Annotated in this window: 14 protein-coding genes and 2 pseudogenes; 11 read left to right on the forward strand and 5 right to left on the reverse strand. The window is 46.8% G+C overall.

Translation table 11 applies throughout. The features are described from left to right. Window positions 1-159: 159 nt before the first annotated feature. Window positions 160-3,345: a hypothetical protein gene (locus tag QGP82_RS24930; protein ID WP_499061348.1), complete on the reverse strand. Its 3,186-nt coding sequence runs from the start codon at window positions 3,343-3,345 to the stop codon at window positions 160-162. A gap of 436 nt (window positions 3,346-3,781) precedes the next feature. On the opposite strand from QGP82_RS24930, the gene QGP82_RS24935 reads away from it, so the two are divergent. Further along, window positions 3,782-6,577, forward strand: a complete 2,796-nt coding sequence (locus QGP82_RS24935; RefSeq protein ID WP_499061349.1) for a protein-arginine deiminase family protein — start codon at window positions 3,782-3,784, stop codon at window positions 6,575-6,577. Between the two features lie 175 nt (window positions 6,578-6,752). Here the strand turns inward: QGP82_RS24935 and QGP82_RS24940 are convergent, their stop codons facing one another. Further along, a complete protein-coding gene (locus tag QGP82_RS24940) occupies window positions 6,753-7,328 on the reverse strand; it encodes a pentapeptide repeat-containing protein (RefSeq protein WP_499061350.1) in 576 nt (191 codons plus the stop codon). Window positions 7,329-7,504: 176 nt separating this feature from the next. On the opposite strand from QGP82_RS24940, the gene QGP82_RS24945 reads away from it, so the two are divergent. The 5 genes from QGP82_RS24945 (at window position 7,505) to QGP82_RS24965 (ending at window position 11,379) form a co-directional block, all read left to right on the forward strand. After that, a complete protein-coding gene (locus QGP82_RS24945) occupies window positions 7,505-8,695 on the forward strand; it encodes an HlyD family secretion protein (RefSeq protein WP_499061351.1) in 1,191 nt (396 codons plus the stop codon). A gap of 11 nt (window positions 8,696-8,706) precedes the next feature. Beyond that, entirely contained in the window at window positions 8,707-9,894 is a 1,188-nt protein-coding gene (gene devC / locus QGP82_RS24950; protein ID WP_499061352.1) for an ABC transporter permease DevC, read from the forward strand. 8 nt (window positions 9,895-9,902) lie between these two features. Beyond that, complete coding sequence (locus QGP82_RS24955; RefSeq protein ID WP_499061353.1) at window positions 9,903-10,607, forward strand: DevA family ABC transporter ATP-binding protein; 705 nt, start codon at window positions 9,903-9,905, stop codon at window positions 10,605-10,607. A 70-nt stretch (window positions 10,608-10,677) separates the two neighbouring features. Continuing rightward, window positions 10,678-10,923 (forward strand): DUF3796 domain-containing protein, encoded by a 246-nt coding sequence (locus tag QGP82_RS24960; protein ID WP_163669273.1) that lies wholly within the window; start codon window positions 10,678-10,680, stop codon window positions 10,921-10,923. A gap of 84 nt (window positions 10,924-11,007) precedes the next feature. Further along, window positions 11,008-11,379 (forward strand): hypothetical protein, encoded by a 372-nt coding sequence (locus QGP82_RS24965; protein ID WP_499061354.1) that lies wholly within the window; start codon window positions 11,008-11,010, stop codon window positions 11,377-11,379. 4 nt (window positions 11,380-11,383) lie between these two features. On the opposite strand, the gene QGP82_RS24970 is transcribed toward QGP82_RS24965, so the two are convergent. Beyond that, window positions 11,384-12,460, reverse strand: a complete 1,077-nt coding sequence (locus QGP82_RS24970) for an acyltransferase family protein (RefSeq protein ID WP_499061355.1) — start codon at window positions 12,458-12,460, stop codon at window positions 11,384-11,386. Between the two features lie 281 nt (window positions 12,461-12,741). Between QGP82_RS24970 and QGP82_RS24975 the strand changes: the two genes are divergently transcribed. Further along, window positions 12,742-13,590 (forward strand): SDR family NAD(P)-dependent oxidoreductase, encoded by an 849-nt coding sequence (locus QGP82_RS24975; RefSeq protein WP_499061356.1) that lies wholly within the window; start codon window positions 12,742-12,744, stop codon window positions 13,588-13,590. A 59-nt stretch (window positions 13,591-13,649) separates the two neighbouring features. Here QGP82_RS24975 and QGP82_RS24980 read toward each other — a convergent pair whose 3' ends face one another. Then, window positions 13,650-15,020: an NAD(P)H-dependent oxidoreductase gene (locus QGP82_RS24980; RefSeq protein WP_499061357.1), complete on the reverse strand. Its 1,371-nt coding sequence runs from the start codon at window positions 15,018-15,020 to the stop codon at window positions 13,650-13,652. Window positions 15,021-15,304: 284 nt separating this feature from the next. Here QGP82_RS24980 and QGP82_RS24985 point away from each other — a divergent pair. From QGP82_RS24985 to QGP82_RS25000, 4 genes and pseudogenes are all read left to right on the forward strand, one after another. After that, window positions 15,305-15,412 (forward strand): annotated as a pseudogene (locus tag QGP82_RS24985) (SDR family NAD(P)-dependent oxidoreductase); the annotation flags it as partial. A 3-nt stretch (window positions 15,413-15,415) separates the two neighbouring features. Then, the gene (locus QGP82_RS24990; RefSeq protein WP_499061358.1) at window positions 15,416-15,547 is read left to right on the forward strand and encodes a hypothetical protein; all 132 of its coding nucleotides are present in this window, start codon (window positions 15,416-15,418) and stop codon (window positions 15,545-15,547) included. Window positions 15,548-15,690: 143 nt separating this feature from the next. Beyond that, window positions 15,691-16,785, forward strand: a complete 1,095-nt coding sequence (locus QGP82_RS24995) for a GNAT family N-acetyltransferase (protein WP_499061359.1) — start codon at window positions 15,691-15,693, stop codon at window positions 16,783-16,785. 22 nt (window positions 16,786-16,807) lie between these two features. Further along, window positions 16,808-17,128, forward strand: coding sequence for an immunity protein PIM1 family protein (locus QGP82_RS25000; protein ID WP_499061360.1), 321 nt, complete (start codon window positions 16,808-16,810; stop codon window positions 17,126-17,128). Window positions 17,129-17,172: 44 nt separating this feature from the next. On the opposite strand, the pseudogene QGP82_RS25005 reads toward QGP82_RS25000, so the two are convergent. Next, window positions 17,173-17,466, reverse strand: a pseudogene (locus tag QGP82_RS25005) (M48 family metalloprotease); the annotation flags it as partial. Window positions 17,467-17,524: the final 58 nt, after the last annotated feature.

A 17,524-nucleotide genomic window follows, 5' to 3' on the forward strand; every position in this document is an offset into this window, starting at 1 on the left:
AGCTTTTGATGACGGGTCTCAAAATCCCAAAATCCTTGTTGTCCCATCAGAAGTCTCCCTGTCAACCCTAATCCGTAACCATGATCTCATATTGAGACTCTATTTTTGAATTAATCGAGGTGCCCTATAGTAAATTCGACTGCCTAAGTTCTTCAAAAATTATTCTATAAATGAGAACTGAACAACTCTCTCTCTGCCCTCTATTCCAAGACCTTCTGGCTTGGAAAAAGCTTTTACAGTTAGCGTATAATTTCCTAATACAGGTTGAACTCCATTATTACTGTAAAGGAAATAAGGACGTGTGTTCTCAGTTCTTGTCTGTTGGCCATCGTTAAGATTCAAAACCACACTACCAACGTATTTCGGATCAGCTATTGCCCTTAGGTTAATCATAGATGGCATATCATTAATGCTGATCACATCACCATTTTCTATTGACTGGATATCTGCTTGAGTTTGAGCATCTACAAGTGCTAAGCCCATAATAGCCAGGGCAGGTGTTGGTTCTGAATCTGTTGATTCCCACTGCCAGCTCCCTGGAGGGTTCTGGACCCAGGCTGGCAGATCATCGTTGGCTCGTACATAAAGCAAATTAGTAGGAACACGAATATCCCACGGTTCACCAACCAGAATTTCACCCTGTGGTGCCCCTGTACGTTCTTTAATTTCATCGACAATCGATACATAGAGAGGGCTGGTAATTTGTGGTGGTTCTCCCTGGCCATCCCACAATTTACCCGTATCTAGATAATGTTGTAACGCTGTTTCAAACCCTGGGCGTACAGAAATCACGACCCGAGCTGCACCTGCCTTTAAAAACTCACGAAATTGCGGATCTGGATTGTCGGTTGTAAACCGATCTTCCCAGGTATTGGTACGGCTCCAGAAGTATGGGTAAAACACATATTGCATTTGTTCCCATTCAAACACCTGCTCAAAGAATCGGATCAAACTTCCTTCTTTCCGCGCTTCATCAAAATCAAAAATAGGTGGAGCACCATCCATTACCGCATTGATAAATTCATAACGGCTACCGGTGACAATAGATATGGCATGTTTCTTTAGTTCATTGCGCTCCGTTATGCGATTGAGAGACGGTGGAGCCCCAAAACTTCTTTCTTCTTCCGCTGCAGCCTGCGCCAAGGCTTGCTCCGCTCTGATAGCAGCTACCTTCTCCTCATATTCCAACACCCGTCGCTCATAGGCCTGTTGAATCTTTTGGAATGTTTTTAATTTCCATTGTTCATAAGCTTCAGGTCTGCGTTTGCAGAATATGGTGATATCAACAAGAAAGGTACGACTCTCAAAAACAAATACCCCTACTGATAGCTGCGTACCTTGTGGATAACTATAATGCCCCGAATCTAAGCTGATATATTGTGGGAATCCAGGCCAATTTCCACCTTGTGATCGCGTAATGCGGTGAAATCTTGATCCGATCAGCACTGTAATCGCTAGGTCATCGTCAGTGGTAGCTTGAGCCGCATATTCCACTCTTTCAGGGCCATATTCTTCTGGTATGGTGAGCTCTTTCGTTTTTGCAAACCGAGGCGTACCACCTTCATCACCACCCTCATTCGTAATGGCTGCAGATGCTAATACATAAGGATCAGGTGGGGGATCAATTTCAGTAGCGCCATACTTAGCTGCTTCAGAGCCATAATTGGCCTCAGTAATTTGCGTATGAGAGGTTAGCGTAAACCTAGGAGGAGGATCTGGTAACTCTAGCTCACTATCTGGCTGATTACGGAGATAATGCAAATAAGAGGCTGGTTCCGGAATCATGAAGTCATACATCATGCGGATGCCATAGTCAAAGACTTGAGCCTCGTAAATTTTGTCTACAAACTGATAGACCCCACGAATATGTTCCGCCCCACTATTGGTTAAGGAATGGGTATTTTTCTCCTCAACTTCTCGCAATATTCGCCGTGTTCTTTCTTCACGAATATGCTCAACTATCTTCTCAAGCGAACGCTCAACAATATTTTGGGCATAGCTGGTTGAGTTGCTATTGGTTTCCTCAACTGATTGACTGGTCTCTAACTCGAAATTGGTAGAAAACTCAACATATGGCCCATATTTACCCGATAAATTGACACCGAAATTTACATTCTGATCCTGTTGAATAGTTCGAGAAGCCTCTCGATTTAACTCAAATCGCTGGGAGGTTTCGAGTTCATTCTGCTCTTCACGGGTTGTTTCAAAGACATTGGAGAATGTTTCCTCAACCAGTTGAAGTTCACGCTGTTCTCTTGATTTTGCCTCACCAGATAAAATATTTTCAATATGTGCGACTTCCGTAGGCTCATAGCGCTTAATTTGTTGCTTAACGACAAGAAGATTACCGACTCCAGAAGGACGAATATCTCTCTGGGTGCTGCCAAGCTCTGCATGACGAATTACGCGAGCAATCTGCGGTTGAGCATTAGGATCTACACTGGTAGATGAGATCGCAGACGACTCTTGCTGAAGCGTCGTATATATATCCATCACGATGGCATGAATGGGCGTATTTTCTGGATCAATCTGTTGTGATTCAAGCACCGCCCGTGTCTCAGTCGATAAACTGTTGACGACAGTCTCCTTTAGCGCAAAAACATTTGTCCCTTCAGTGTTTACTTCAGATGATTCTGGCTGTATCAGGTTCTGGTTGCGATCGCATCTCATTAATTCTTGATAAGCGTTATAAAGCTGAGATTTTCGATCAATCGTCGTATCTTCTGATTGAATAGTGACAGCAGTTACAGTAGGTTCCGATGAAGCTGCTTTTCGTAAGCTGACAACTGACGTTAAGGCATCCTCTGGAATAATAATGGACATGCGCAAAAATCTGTCCCAGGATAGCTGTATATCTTCTTCAGCCGCAGTCTGGACAATAAGATAGTAAGCGCGATAAATGTTTTGTAAGATACTCAGGTTTGGCAATGAATTAGTGGTGAACATCCTTGCCAAAAGTGTGTCAGATAAACGCACCCTATCTTGTTGAAACGTAGCATCGTTTGCTAGTTCAGAGATATCCGCTATTTCCAACAAACCTGTAAGCGTCACAATAAACAAATCTGTAGAAGGCTCATCCGCGTCTGAGGTGGTGGCTATCGAATTTTGAATAGCTGTGCCATGGTGAAGTTGCTCAGGGGAACGAACAAACAGCCCACTTTCAGAATTATTAGCAATATAAGTATCGGCAATGGATTGCCTCTCAGTGACCGTTGTAGCACTTTGCATCTGCGTAAAGAAATTCGTCGACGCTACCAACGGAATAAATTGATTTTCAGCCAGACTAATAGGTGGACGCAGCTGAACAAACCTAAACAGGTCATTTGGTGAGCTTTCAGGTCTCATAAGTAGGCCTCCAGCTAAATTATTGAAAATTATTGAAGTTTAAAGCACACTTGAACAAGTAACAGCCACTGCAAACATAACTGTTATTTCAGAGAATTCGTCTCAGGCATAGGGTCTTAGAGATATCATATCTCGCGAAAATTGATGTTAGTAACTTACATGTTACAAATTATATTCTTGCTAGCTATTAGTAAAGCCTCATTTTGACGGTTTTGTAGCATTTTTAATACCTGACGGCATTTTGCGCAGCATTACTTAATCGGAGAAAAAACAAAGAGTTGGCTTCTCGGAACTTAATGATCAACAAAAAATAAGAACAGTTATCATACTAAGAACAGCTGGCATAAGATACCGACAATGCTAGAAAGCATTAAAAATAGAGCGGAACTGACTTTATTTGAACCAGAACCGTAAGCGCTGTAAAGGAGTGTTTCACATGCCTGGAATTGAGCTCCATGCTGACTTTGACCGTGATGGAGGACTCACGGGAAACCCGCGTGAGCGAACTGCCCGCCAGAACTGGCCAGGTGCCATTGTGGTTCCGAATCTTGACCGCGATCAGCGTCGCTTACCTGCTGCTGTCTCCAGCAGCTCAATTCCACGGGCCGATTACAGCTTAGCTACCGCCAACAGTGGTGATGATGAACTAGTCCCCCTGCAAATTAAAGTGATAGCTGGTGCGCTTGGCCCCAACGAGAGTCTTCATATCCGTTGTCCTGGTGTTATGCATACCCGTATTCGCCTCTCCGACAGTACAGGTCAGATCATTCCCCAGCGGCTAGCAGAGCCTGAGGTGTTTGAACTGCCTCCCATCCCCACTAATGGTCGCTTAAACCTTACACTCCAAGTTCGGACGATTGCAGGGGCCAGTTTTGGGCGATTATCTAATCTCGAGCTCGCCTATCGAGCAGATGCCCGTGAGGAGACTCGCTTCGAACTCATACTATTTCGAGTTGATAACCTTGGCAGAGTCCATGAGGAAGATCGCGGTCGTTTCTCAGTTGCCCCCTTTATCTTGGATGATCGACAGGCACCAGCGGTACGGCTCTACATGGTCAACACCGATGCCAATCATCCGTCATTTGTTGATGTTCAGAATGCTACACGGGCGGCGGCGGTCCCGATGGTCCAGGTGCCACCTGAGATTAGCAATGGTGATACCTGGCTGCAGGACCAGTATCAGCACAGTTTTTTACAAGGGCCAAATCACTTTCGACAGCTCATACTACATCTTCCTCGTCTACGTCATGAAAATACAAACGCAACCGTAACTGACAACCTGGAAGATTTTGTCAACAGCCATTTTCGTTCACGCAATATTGGACTTTACAACGATCTTTGGGACCGGATTATCGTCGTTAATACCACCGATGGAAATGTCCTTAGGATTGACTTTCGCGCAGTTACCGATTGGGCTAAGCGAGTACTGCGAATTCTAGACGTAGCGGAACGACTTAATCACTTTGGGAAATTAATAGACACCACCTGGCAAGAAATTAATGTGATGTTTTGGGTTGATACCCTCAGCAGACTTAGATCGGAGCTTGCTAGATTAAATCAAACCCTCGACCATGCCATTGATGAAGCGAGACCAGAACGGGCAGAACTGATCAGAGGGTTGAAGAAAGCAGCGGAGAGCCTTGTAGATGAGGTAACTACTGAATTTACTGTCGTACGCGGTGGTAGTGGTAGAGACTTAGGCCTTCGATCTGAGATTGCTGGACAGACCGCTACAATAAATCGCGACACAGCAGAACGCCTCTTTGATCGGGCCAATCAGATGAATAGCTCAGCGAACTATGGCGGGAATGTTGAATCGACACCGCCCGTTCCTGGTGCTCCGCTTGGCAAGATAATCATTGGTAATTTCATCTTTGGTGACGGCAGTGAATTTGTCGATCCCGATCTACTGCGCGTACTCGCCAAACAGAAAAAACAACCCATTGTTGAGATTAATACGGCATGGCTGCGGGTTGGTCACATAGACGAGATGATGGCTGTTGTACCACATGGACGGTCCGACTTTTCTGTTCTGCACGCCTCATCACGGGCAGCAATGGCCCTTCTACAGCGAGCTGAAACCCGTTATCGGGCTGGGCTACCTGCCAATCATCCTGATACTTTCCGCAACCGCCCCTCCGGTGTACTTTCACGGTTGATGAATGAAGGCAGTTCTCCGGTCACGCGGCTTTTTCGCGGTAAAGCCTGGCTACACAACCATCCTCCCGCCCAGCGTGGTCAGATACCCGAATCCCACGAACCGCCTGCTATTTACATTAAATTAGCCGAAGGGTTGAGTGCTGGAAATGGGTTTAATATACACCGAATTGGCTATGTCCCAGGGGAAGGACCGCCGCGTCGTTATCCGGCTGACATCACCCCCTTTGAGATTATTTGGGCAGAGCGTGATGCCCGCAACAACAGTACCAATGATTTTATTGACAGCGAATTTCTACAGCCAAGCCGTGTACATTTACAACGAGAGTTAGGGGTGCCTATTTATCCTATTCCTGTTCTCTGGGATAGGGTAGATGATATCAATCGCTTTCAGGAAGCATTTTGGCAACAGCCCACGACCGCATATTCGCCGGATATTGCAAATATGCAAGTCCTAAACAATCATCTGCTGGTTCCTAAGCCCTACGGCCCACGTATGCGACCCAGGGATGCCATGGCAGTGGTTCAAGCAGCGATGCAAGACGTTGGGGTGCCAGGTACCATCCGTGCCCAGGTCGGCCATCGACTGATCAGGCAACATCGTATGACACGCGCCCATTACTGGATTGAAAAAGTATCTCCTGCTTACCTGTTCAGCCCCATTGGCTCCATTCGAGCGTCCTATGGTGGCTTAATGGATCAACAAGATGTGATTGATGCTTTTAAGGATAGTTTCCCCGGTGCCTCAGAGAGTGAAATTCAACGCCGATTGATTATCCCCAACAGGCGTCATTTTGACGCACGTGGTATTTTACGCCGCGATCATACACGGCTCTTGGTGAATGATGGTATGGTCGACCTGTTTGAGTTGTTTACAGCCGCGATCGCAGCTCATTTAGGGGTCACTATTCATTTTGTAGATAGTTGGTATTATCACATCCGCGAGGGCCAAATTCATTGCGGCACCAATGTTTTGCGTCGGCCTCGAAGGAGGGCCGGATTACCTAATGTTTGGGATATACCTGATGTGGAGTTTCGTGGCCAAATCTTGATCTTTGAGGATGACGAAGTTTAGATAGTGGCTCAAGGATAAAGATGATGGTTGGGGTCTCTTGCGTCCCATCTAGGAAATAGGTCTGAGGAGATTCCAACCTAAGACAGGCGAGATTGCGATCGCTTATCCCATCAATGTTGTGCTAGAACAGCTCCGTGCTTGGGAGGTTATGAAGTAACTTTTATCTTCATAGCAATTACCAAGGTGTCTCCCAATGCTGAGGCTTACTCAATCGTTCCAACAGGGGAATCTCCTGCAGCCGGATCTCAGGCAAAATTGCTCCTTGTAAATTTGTCTCACGTAAGTTGGTGCGTGTCAGCTTGGCCTGACTGAGATCAGCATTTTGCAAATCAGCCCCATAGAGATTGGCCCCACGTAGATCTGCCTGCTGTAAATTTGCTTGCTGTAAATTTGCACCAGCCAGTATGGCTCCTTTTAGACTGGCTGAAGATAGATCAATCTGGGACTGAAGCGTTCCCGTGAGCACTGCTTCACAGAGGTTAGCATGCTGCAGATTGGCCTGTTTAAGATTGGCCCCACTTAAATTGGCAACAATCAAAGTGGTCCTGCGTAAATTCGCACCACTCAGATTGGCCATGACTAGAAAGGCACCACTCAGATTGGCATTTTCCAGAATAGTATGGGACAAATCAGCCCGGATTAAATTAATACCGCTGAGTTTTGCTCCAGCCAAATTTACTCCACTCAGATTAACTTTGCTGAAATCTCGTTCTCCAGCCGCGTATCGTTCTAATAGCTCTTCGCGATCCATGGAATTCTCCTCGGTGCTGCGATATTTGAGCTTTAACCCAGGTGTCTGGGAGTATTGAATTTGATAGCGATAAGACTTGTAAGGTTTCCCTCTTAAGTATATTTACTCTAACGTAAAATCTAAGTGGAGATTCTAAACCGTCAACAAAGTCAACACCACATTAGAGGGTTGGCACAATGGCTCGTATTCTTCATCGCAAACTATTTCCCCAGGATTGGGTCACAGGTACGATAGCCATCCTACTGGTGGGGACAACAGGTACCTATTTTGTTCTGTCTCAGGCACAAGAGCAGAAATTGGCGCAGGATACCCAGGTCGAAATTCTTCCTGCTAAAGCAGTGACTGCCCTGGGACGGCTAGAACCCCAAGGCGAGGTGATTAAGCTTTCGGTGGCGAATGCTCAGGATAGTCGTGTGAATCAGCTCTTTGTTGAAGAAGGATATTGGGTAGAGGCTGGCGAGGTAATTGCCGTTTTGCAAGGACTGGATAAAAAACAGGCCGAATTAACAGAGGCACAACAGAATGTGGTCATCTATCAGGCCAGACAAGCCCAAATTGAGACTGGGGATGCCAAGATAGCAGACATCGCCGCCCAACAAGCCGTGATTAATCAGCTCAAAGCCCAGCTCCGTACTGAAACCATTGAACGACAGGCTGAAATTACCAGTGCTGAAGCTGAACTCAGACACGCGAAACAAACCTATCAGCGGTATCACCAGCTCCATCAATCAGGGGCTGTTGAAACGATCGCATTGGATGAACGACAGGAGACTTTCGAAACGACTCAAGCAGCCTTAAGTGAAGCTGAGGCCCATTTAGAAAATACGGTATCCACTCTGCAAGAACGGATTCGGCATGAGCAGGCCTTATTGGCCAAACTTGAGGAAGTTCGTCCGGTTGACTTGCACGTAGCCCAGGCAGAAGTGGAGCATGCGATCGCACAGGTCCATCGCATCAAAGCTGAACTGGAAGACTACTATGTACGGGTACCGGTGGCAGGTCAAATTCTGAAAATCAACACCCGTGTGGGGGAGCAGGTCAATACCAGCCAGGGCATTGTGGAACTGGGGCGCACCGCTCAGATGTATGCGATCGCAGAAGTCTATGAAACCGATGTGGGTTTGGTACAGCCAGGACAGCGGGCTGCCGTGATTAGCGAACATGGTGGTTTTGACGGCGAAATCCGAGGCACGGTTGATCATGTGGGCATGCAAATCAAAAAACAAGATGTGATCGATGCTGATCCGGCGGCGGATAAAGATGCGCGGGTGGTTGAAGTGAAGGTGCGGATTGATCCCGACGATAACGATAAGGTGGCAGGTCTCACCAATCTGCAGGTACGCATCACAATCAATGTAGAACGTTGAGAGGTGGGCTGATGAAGTCCCCTGCTTTCCAGAAATTGTTCAAGCATTTACGTCAGGAACCGCCCCTAGGCTGGGCGCAGCTGAGCCATCAAAAAGTACGCTTATTGGTTGCTCTAACGGGAGTGGCCTTTGCCGATATTTTGATTTTCACAATGCTGGGCTTTCAGAGCATGTTGTTTGAGGGCTCCACATTTGTCCACAAAAATCTGCGGGCCGATCTGGTGTTGCTGAGCCAGCGTACAGAGGCCTTGTACTTCGGGCAAACATTCTCTCGACGTCACCTATATCAGGCCAATGCTGTTGAAGGGGTGGCCTCTGCTAAGCCGTTCTATTTTGGTGGGGGTGCGTGGATAAATCCCTGGGATGGCGAAAGCACTGATGTGATGGTGCTCGCATTTGATCCTGCCCATCCTGTCTTGGATTTACCCGAAGTTGATCAGCAGCTCGACAAGATTAAACTGCCCAATGTAATCTTGCTTGATCGAAAAACTCAACCCAAAGTTGGCCCTGTGGCAGAGACCCTGGCTCAAGGCAAATCGGTAACCACCGAACTCTCAGGACATCGCATTAAGGTGGAAGGATTGTTTACCTTAGGGAGTAGCATTTTTACTGAGGGGCATTTAATTACCAGCGATTCCAACTATTTACGCTTTACTGGCCCAGATAGTTTGGAAACGGTCAATGTAGGGGCATTAATTCTGGAACCTGATGCCGATCTTGAAACTGTTCGACAAGCCCTTGATAACCGTTTACCCAAAGAGGTTAAAGTACTTACCCCTGAAGAATTTATTCAAATTGAGGTCGGCTTCTGGGCGAGTCAACCCTCAGGGGTTATCTTCAATTTTGGAGCGGTTATGGGCCTGGTGGTTGGCATTGTGATTGTTAATCAGGTGTTGTACTCCGACGTTAACGACCATTTGCCAGAATATGCCACCCTTAAAGCCATGGGTTACTCTGATCGAAAACTGTTGATGGTGGTCTTTCAAGAAGCGGCGATTCTAGCGATATTAGGTTTTTTGCCTGGTTATGGGGTTTCGTTAGGGATGTATCAGCTACTGGCTTATTTAACGAAGATTCCCCTTGGCATGCGATTGGGGGTGACATTGCAAGTGTTTACGGCCACGGTGGCAATGTGCATGATTTCAGCCGCAATTGCCATGCGAAAACTGCAGTCTGCGGATCCGGCAGATGTCTTTTAGGAGGAACCATGTTTTCTCAACCTGTTGTTACCGTTCGTCATCTCAACCATGCCTTTGGCAAGGGTGAATTACGCAAGCCGGTTTTGTTTGATGTAGATTTAGATATCTGTGCAGGGGAGATTGTCCTGTTAACTGGTCCGTCTGGCAGTGGCAAAACCACGCTGCTGACCTTGATTGCGGGGCTACGGTCTGTGCAGGAAGGCAGTGTTAATATCCTGGGGCAAGAGTTGCTTGGGGCGAGTAAACAGCAGCTGGTGCAGGTGCGTAATCAGATTGGATTTATTTTTCAGTCTCATAATTTGTTGGCTTGTTTGACGGCTCAGCAGAATGTGGGCATGTCACTGCGGCTGCATGAGAATTTGTCGCTTGAGGACCGGATTCATCACTCTCAGGCGATTCTGGAGGCGGTTGGTATGGGAGATCGGATGGATTATTATCCAGATAGTTTGTCAGGGGGGCAGAAACAGCGGGTTGCGATCGCACGAGCCCTGGTCAGCGAACCTAAAATTGTCCTTGCCGATGAACCCACCGCCGCGCTCGATAGTAAATCTGGCCGTGATGTGGTCGACATTATGCAGCGTTTAGCTAAACAACAAGGCGGCACAATTTTGCTTGTCACCCACGACACCCGCATTCTCGACATTGCCGACCGCATTGTCCACATGGAAGACGGTCGCCTAGCCCATGATACGGCGCTAGTCAGCAGTGAGTGATTTCCTCACAAGTTCCTCATGCTTTATTTTCATACTGAAGGGATAAGAACGCCAACTTGAGCTGAACGATATGAACAACTTAAATCGGAACAACCTCAATCGAAAGAAGTCCTGGCTTGGCTTTTTGGGATTTCTAGGATTTCTGGGATTTCTAGGATTTGTTCAAGATATTCCGGCATTTCTATTTTATTTTTCGTTCTTTTCTTTTTTTAGTGCTTTTCGCTATGTGAGGGAAGAGCTAAAGTATCTTAGCCTGCTAGGAGTGGTTGGATTTATCGTGGCAATATTGGGTGTTCTGGGGATTATTCCAGTCTGATGTTTTAACAATGTGAGAAGGAGCAACCCATGAATATGATCACAAAATGATCGCAAAGCGGCTTCTTTTCTAGTGAAAAAGACGATGAATGAAAACGGTTTGCGCATGATCGGTGTAGCAGTTGCATTTCTGCTGGTTTTTGGAACCGGCTTCTATTTGACCCATTTCGGTAGGCCATATGGTGTGGCTCTTTTTACAGCGCATAAGCTGGTTGCAACTGGAATACTGATCTTCCTTGGGGTAAACATCTACAAAATTTACAAGACATCAGCATTGGGGGGGAGCGCATGGCTGATTATATCACTTGCGGTTCTGGCATTTGTTGTCATGATTGCATCGGGTAGCGTGCTGAGTGCAGTCAAATCAGCACCAACAGTGATTGCGGCTATTCACAAAGTAGTCTCGTATATGACGGTGCTGCTTGCGATCGCAGCGTTCTATTTGCTGCTGGAGTAGAGAACTAAACCCACGCAAATAATTTTCTCACACCCGCCCGCTTTACGGAAAAATGGGTGAGCAAAAGAACAATTAAGCCAACGAGTGCTGCATCAACGGCATTGAGCTTGTTAGTATCAAGGAGCAACATACTCCACCCCAAAAGCACCCACTGCACAAAATATATTGCGGTAACGTTCTTACTCCAATAAATCAACACTTTGATGATTCGATTTTCAATACTCAACGTTTGTTCAAGCCAATGGCAAACGCTAAACCATACCAAAACGAACCCAATCATTAACAAATGGATGCTTGCGCCACTTCGATAGTAATCGCCCGTAGGGGAAAGAATATCGAATGCTAAAACTCCAACAGCACTGAAAAGAAATATAACTACTCCCAAAGCGCTTAGGGCAAAACCATACCAGCCCATTTTCCGTAGGCTACTCTTGAGCCTGTCACCACTGAGCAAATACCGGCTGAGATACATGCCCAATAGTGGATAAATTATCCATGGAAAAAATGGGAAATAGATAGTGTTAGCCTCGCCCCAAAAAGGATCAAAAAATGGATTACTACTGAACCTACCCCACAAGAACGGAGAAGCTAAAAGTACAGTGAGAATCAGCAAAGGTATCGTATTTTTTTGATCAGTTATTTTTTTGATCAAGGTGCAGAAAATTAGAGATAAGCCAGCCAGATGAAAAATATCAACAGCAAATAGCAGGGTTAGAAGAGTCTCACCTTCAGCTAAGTTAAGGTTATCCCTGCCATATAGCGATATCGCGATGAGCACAGGAATCGTGAATCGCAGTAGGTTTAAAATAATCCCAAGTATCAGTAGCTTAATCCCCCGCCACATATTTTGGCGCGTACTTGCCTTTGATTTTATTAAAAATGCTCCCATCAGTAGCATAAATACTGGAGCAGCGGGAGCCGTCCCTAAGAGGACAAAAAGATTCGCTAATAAGCTGTCTCCTTCGCCGCCAGACACTTCATGGACAATCATGCAATGCTGGGTAAACATGCCAAATACAGCAAAACCCCGAGCAATATCTAAATAGTAACTCCGTTTGTTAACCTTGCCTTGTGGTGTCATGATTGATGAGAATTACTGGCTGAATTGTTGAGTGAGCAATTGTGGTTTCAATTTAACACTCCAACCGGTTACATGATTGACTCAACAGAAACCTCTACTGGTGAGCATATTTCTATCCTGCGACGAGAAGAGTTTGGCACGCCAGAGCTGCCAAACATCAGCTCAGTTAGACGATAGGTTCACCTCATAACCTCACAAGTTGCTCATATTTTGCGTTCACACTTAAAAATTGGGTCGGGCAAACTGAAGACGTAGTCTGATTTATGGGACAGAGAATGGCAATGAGAACGAACAAACTATTAGGAAAAATTGCTCTGGTGACGGGGGCAAGCCGTGGCAACGGCAAAGGAATTGCCATTGGCCTAGCGGAAGCAGGAGCTACCGTTTATGTCACAGGAAGAACAATGAATCAGGGAGATAGTAAGAATGGGCTTCCTGGCGGACTTCAGCAAACAGAAGAAGAGATCAGACAGCAAGGCGGCATCTGCATAGCTGTTCGCTGCGATCATACAAACGACAGTGAAGTCAAGAAAGTTTTTGAGCAAATTGAACAGGATCAAAACCGCCTTGATATCCTTGTCAATAACGTGTGGGGTGGGTATGAAACCCTGTTCAACGAGAAGGGGGAATATGTCTGGGAGTATCCCTTCTGGGAGCAACTCTCATCACAGTGGGATTCCATGTTTGCTGCCGGGGTTCGAGCCCATTGGATCGCCAGTCGTCTGGCAGCGAAAATAATGGTCACTCAACAGTCAGGACTCATCGTCAATATTTCGCATTGGGCAGGACAAAAGTATAGTGGCAACGTCTGCTACGGGGTATCCAAAGCGGCCACCGATCGGTTAACGGCAGACACCTCACATGATTTGCAGCCTTATCAAGTGGCAGTGGTCTCTCTTTATCCGGGGCTGGTTCGAACGGAAAGAGTCATGCGAGCGGCGGAATACCTGGATTTAAGTAATTCTGAGTCTCCCCAGTTTTTAGGAAGAGTGGTTGCGGCCTTGACATCAGACCCAACTATCATGGAAAAGTCAGGTAAGGTTTTAGTTGCCGCCCAATTAGCCATGGATTATGGGATTACTGATATCGATGGAAAACAACCTAGACCGCTAACACTTGATCAAGCCTAAACTGAACAACGGAGTGACGCCATCACATCAAATGCCATCACATCAAAAATCACCAGTAGTCATGGCCTTACTCTTGCATAAGGTTGGGCGAACAGTTCTTTCTCGCCAACTTGATTTTCAGCCGCACTTTGCCGCCAGTGCCGTTGGGCCAATTGGATAAACAGCCATCGCCACAGGCTGAAGGGCATAAAGGGAATCGGTGTTTTTGTCATCAGCTTGGCGGCTTCAGGTGGGACCCGTTGCCCATCCGCCAGGGCTGCACTGGTGATATCCAGGGCCTGGATAACATGCTCTACTGGTGGCCCCTCGCGCTCAGTTCCCTCGATAGGTTGACCTCCAAACAAAGCTTCTCCGGCTCCCAGAGCCAGCCCTCCTAACCAAATCAGCCCCGTATCAATGGCAAAGCGTTGACAGATGGCTAACGCTAGCGCATTGTGATGGGCTTCGGGAAATCCATTGTTAGCGATCGCAAAAAGCCGTTTCGGACTTTCCGGTGGGTCGGTGGAGAGATGCTTAGCCATCACCTCAAGTGACTTCATCACCAGGAATGGGAGTGAATCGACATACAGTGGAAACGCCAACAGTATCAGCTCAGCTCGGTCCACAGCCGCCAAAAATTCCGCTTGCCCCTCGCCCTGTAAAAGGTTTTTCCTGAGTGTTAATGACTCGGTTTCCCACCCCCGCTGATTGAGTTGCGCCAACACATATCCGCCCAAGACGCCGGAGGTGCTGGGGGATTTAACCTTGGGGCTACCGATGATCAGCAAAGCCCGACCTGGGCCACCCAGGGTTGGAGTGTCAACGCCAGCTGTCACTGCTGGCATTAGCGAGGCAACCACCTTACTTGACGGAAGATTATCATTTCTAACCAGCACGGATTGAAGTTGCTGGCGCACATCTTCTAGAGCATCCGTACTTAAGACAACGTCGGCAGCATAGGTGGGAGCATGAGAGTTGAGGGCGTTGCGCCCAACCAGCAGCTTAAACAGGTTGGCTTCCGCGTCATTCGACTGATGCTGGACGCCAATGCCGACCAGTCGCGGATTTTTTGAATACCGGGGGTGGTGATGAAATTCACCATGATAAATGCCAAAATCAGGAAGAACTAGCGGTATCCGGCGATCTTGACTTTTTTTGATTTCCGATGAATATCCCCCAAATGTAACAGGAGTAAAGAGGATGGTCAGATCACTCTGGATGACTGCCTGAGTAATATCACGCCCTGCATCAGGCTCCAGACAGATGCCCGGCGTTTTTACCCAGCAGCCAAAGCAGCCGATACAGGTGCCCATCTTGATGTCTCTCAATGGAAAAGTCTGCACCGTTGCGCCACTACGGTGCAGCTCATTCAACAGAAGATCTAATATCAGGGATAGGGATTTATCACCTACGCCTGAGCCATCTAGAAGAACAATTTTTTGATTCAACATAGGAAACCTCCCACATACTACAAAGAGTGTCTGTTAGTCTTCGGTCACCGTTGCACACAACAGAATTATGAGCCGTCATCATTGGCGGCGAAGATACATCCCATTGCTTACTTCCAAGTTTCAGCAAAAAAGTTGAGGAACTTGTGGGGGGATCCGCTTTAGAGAGCGTCACAAGTTCCTTATGGTTTGTCCTCAAACTTAAAAAAGGGGAATGTGAACTGAAGATATGGCGTTGAATCTATCGTAACAAACCATCAAAATAAGGAAACCCTGTCTGCTACGGTGTATCCAAAGCAGCCACCGACCGGTTAACGGCAGACACGGCACATGATTTGCAGTCCTATCAAGTAGCCGTGGTTTCTCTTTATCCGGGATTGGTTCGAACGGACAGAGTCATGCGAGCAGCAGAATACCTGGAGTTAAGTAATTCTGAGTCTCCCCAGTTTTTAGGAAGAGTAATTGCTGCTTTGGCATTAGCCCCAACTATCATGGCAAAATCAGGCAAGGTTTTAGTTGCCGCCCAATGAGCTATGGATTATGGGATTACTGATATTGATGGAAAACAACCTCGACCCCTAACGCTTGATCAAGTCTAAGGCGGATCAATTTATTCAGATGCGCGTACAATTGATGGGGCATCGTTAACCACACCGATCAGGAGAAGTACACTGTGGCTCAAGTATTCGATGTTGTTATTCGTCCCATAGAAGATAACGAGCGACGCAGTGTACATGCTCTTATGTGTCGAGCTTTTTCAGTGTCCGATCAACTGGCTTTTTCATGGACACCCAACGTCCTAGTTGCCGAGGGAGATGGTCAACTGTTAGGAGCGATTATCCTCAAACTGTTTGCCCTCCCCCACCATCGTAAAGCAGGCTCGATTTCATGGCTATTTACAGCACCAGAGGTGCGTGGTCAGGGGGTGGGGCAGCGTCTGGTTGAAGCTGGGCTTGATTTCTTTGAGCAACAGGGATGTGATGAGATTCTGGTTACCGTTGAGGGTTTTAATACTAGCTCCAGTAAACTATTTTCTACCCGTGGATTTAAGATCCTGTCCCCTGGAATGCAGTTTCGACGCTATGGTCTAGCAACATTTGCTGTATGGGCAAAGCTCTCTCATTATTTTGATCTAGGTCATTTCATATGGGCACGTCCTGCCCCGCAGTCATCAGATAGTCCCACATTGCAGTGGTGGGGCACGATTATAGCCAACTCTCTGATTGGGCTATTGATGTGGTGGCGACTGGGCGATTCCATAGCAGTTGATCCATGGATGTGGTGGCAACTACCACCGATAGTGATGCTGTTGTTTGGTGTGCGATATTTGGGCATGGTGCTGATGGCACGCCAGCAAGGGTTGGCAGTACGGTTTCGTGCCTGGGAATCCGGATTTATGCTCAGTGCAGCCATCGCTCTAGTCTTTGCGGGGGCAATGTACCCCATACCCGGCAGCGTTTATCCCACAACAACCCAGTGGCGCTATCGAGACTTGCTGCCCAAGTTGGGTCGAATGGCATTAGCTGGCACTCTTCCGGTGTTGCTCATCCTATGGGGTGCTTGGACGATATCTCAGTTAGGTTTACTCTCTACCGCCTGGCTAAAGATACTGTTTTTAGTAGGTAAACCGTTGATCCTGTTCGATATTGTTATGCCATTTTTTCCATTTTTCAGTTTTAATGGACGGCGATTATGGGATTGGCATAAAGGTATTTGGACAGTGTTGGCAACGGCAACTATAGCAGTCTTTTTGATTGGTAAAACATAGGAAATCAATGTGTATCCATTCTATGGACAAACTCATCGAAAATTTAGTGCATTTAAGTTCCTCAGAGCTTGATGAAATTTTGGATAAGCGAGATTCGGGTGGCTTTGACAATGCCTGGTGTACACAGAATGGAGCCGTCCCAGAAGTAGAAGAACCTTTTGATTCAGAAGATATTTTCGTGAAATTGTCAAAAATCACCAATCACCATGAGATTTGTTCGTATATCGCTGATGATCTTGAGTTATTATATCGTGCAGACAAAGTCGGAATCACCTCTGATTTCTTAACTCATCTAAAGAGTTGTTATGCAAGAGGTGAAGTACCCTGTAACTGGGAAAGCTGATAGTTCTCGATGGGAGTCGTATTGCGAACGTTAGCCTACAAAATGCTGTTAGGGCGATGTAGGGCTAACTCCACACCGAGTGCGATCGCTGCACTTTGATCTACCCCCCCTGCCGTCAAAATGCCCTGGGCGATCGCTGCCTGCTGCAGTTGTTGAACCGCATGACGACGGTCTACGTGGGCAATTTCGTAGGCGATCACACTGGCTAGCTGTGCCTCATTATCTGCCGTTTGTAGCAAACCTGTATTGAGATACACAAATCCTCCCAATGTGGCAAAAGCATTCACCCCATCGTCTTCAATGACTTGAAAGGTGTAAGAGATTTGGCGGCGTTCAGTATAAAACGCCATAATTCGGACATATTCTGGATTATGGCGCTGTTAGGGAATTATAAAT

This window comes from Leptothoe sp. LEGE 181152, from assembly GCF_032906605.1.
Taxonomy (GTDB): Bacteria; Cyanobacteriota; Cyanobacteriia; order Phormidesmidales; family Phormidesmidaceae; genus Leptothoe; species Leptothoe turfae.

Excerpts from the sequence above, each read along its gene's own strand:
- QGP82_RS24930 (WP_499061348.1), bottom strand. The coding sequence starts at position 3,345 with ATGAGACCTGAAAGCTCACCAAATGACCTGTTTAGGTTTGTTCAGCTG.
- QGP82_RS24935 (WP_499061349.1), top strand. The coding sequence starts at position 3,782 with ATGCCTGGAATTGAGCTCCATGCTGACTTTGACCGTGATGGAGGACTC.
- QGP82_RS24940 (WP_499061350.1), bottom strand. The coding sequence starts at position 7,328 with ATGGATCGCGAAGAGCTATTAGAACGATACGCGGCTGGAGAACGAGAT.
- QGP82_RS24945 (WP_499061351.1), top strand. The coding sequence starts at position 7,505 with ATGGCTCGTATTCTTCATCGCAAACTATTTCCCCAGGATTGGGTCACA.
- devC (WP_499061352.1), top strand. The coding sequence starts at position 8,707 with ATGAAGTCCCCTGCTTTCCAGAAATTGTTCAAGCATTTACGTCAGGAA.
- QGP82_RS24955 (WP_499061353.1), top strand. The coding sequence starts at position 9,903 with ATGTTTTCTCAACCTGTTGTTACCGTTCGTCATCTCAACCATGCCTTT.
- QGP82_RS24960 (WP_163669273.1), top strand. The coding sequence starts at position 10,678 with ATGAACAACTTAAATCGGAACAACCTCAATCGAAAGAAGTCCTGGCTT.
- QGP82_RS24965 (WP_499061354.1), top strand. The coding sequence starts at position 11,008 with ATGAATGAAAACGGTTTGCGCATGATCGGTGTAGCAGTTGCATTTCTG.
- QGP82_RS24970 (WP_499061355.1), bottom strand. The coding sequence starts at position 12,460 with ATGACACCACAAGGCAAGGTTAACAAACGGAGTTACTATTTAGATATT.
- QGP82_RS24975 (WP_499061356.1), top strand. The coding sequence starts at position 12,742 with ATGAGAACGAACAAACTATTAGGAAAAATTGCTCTGGTGACGGGGGCA.
- QGP82_RS24980 (WP_499061357.1), bottom strand. The coding sequence starts at position 15,020 with ATGTTGAATCAAAAAATTGTTCTTCTAGATGGCTCAGGCGTAGGTGAT.
- QGP82_RS24990 (WP_499061358.1), top strand. The coding sequence starts at position 15,416 with ATGCGAGCAGCAGAATACCTGGAGTTAAGTAATTCTGAGTCTCCCCAG.
- QGP82_RS25000 (WP_499061360.1), top strand. The coding sequence starts at position 16,808 with ATGGACAAACTCATCGAAAATTTAGTGCATTTAAGTTCCTCAGAGCTT.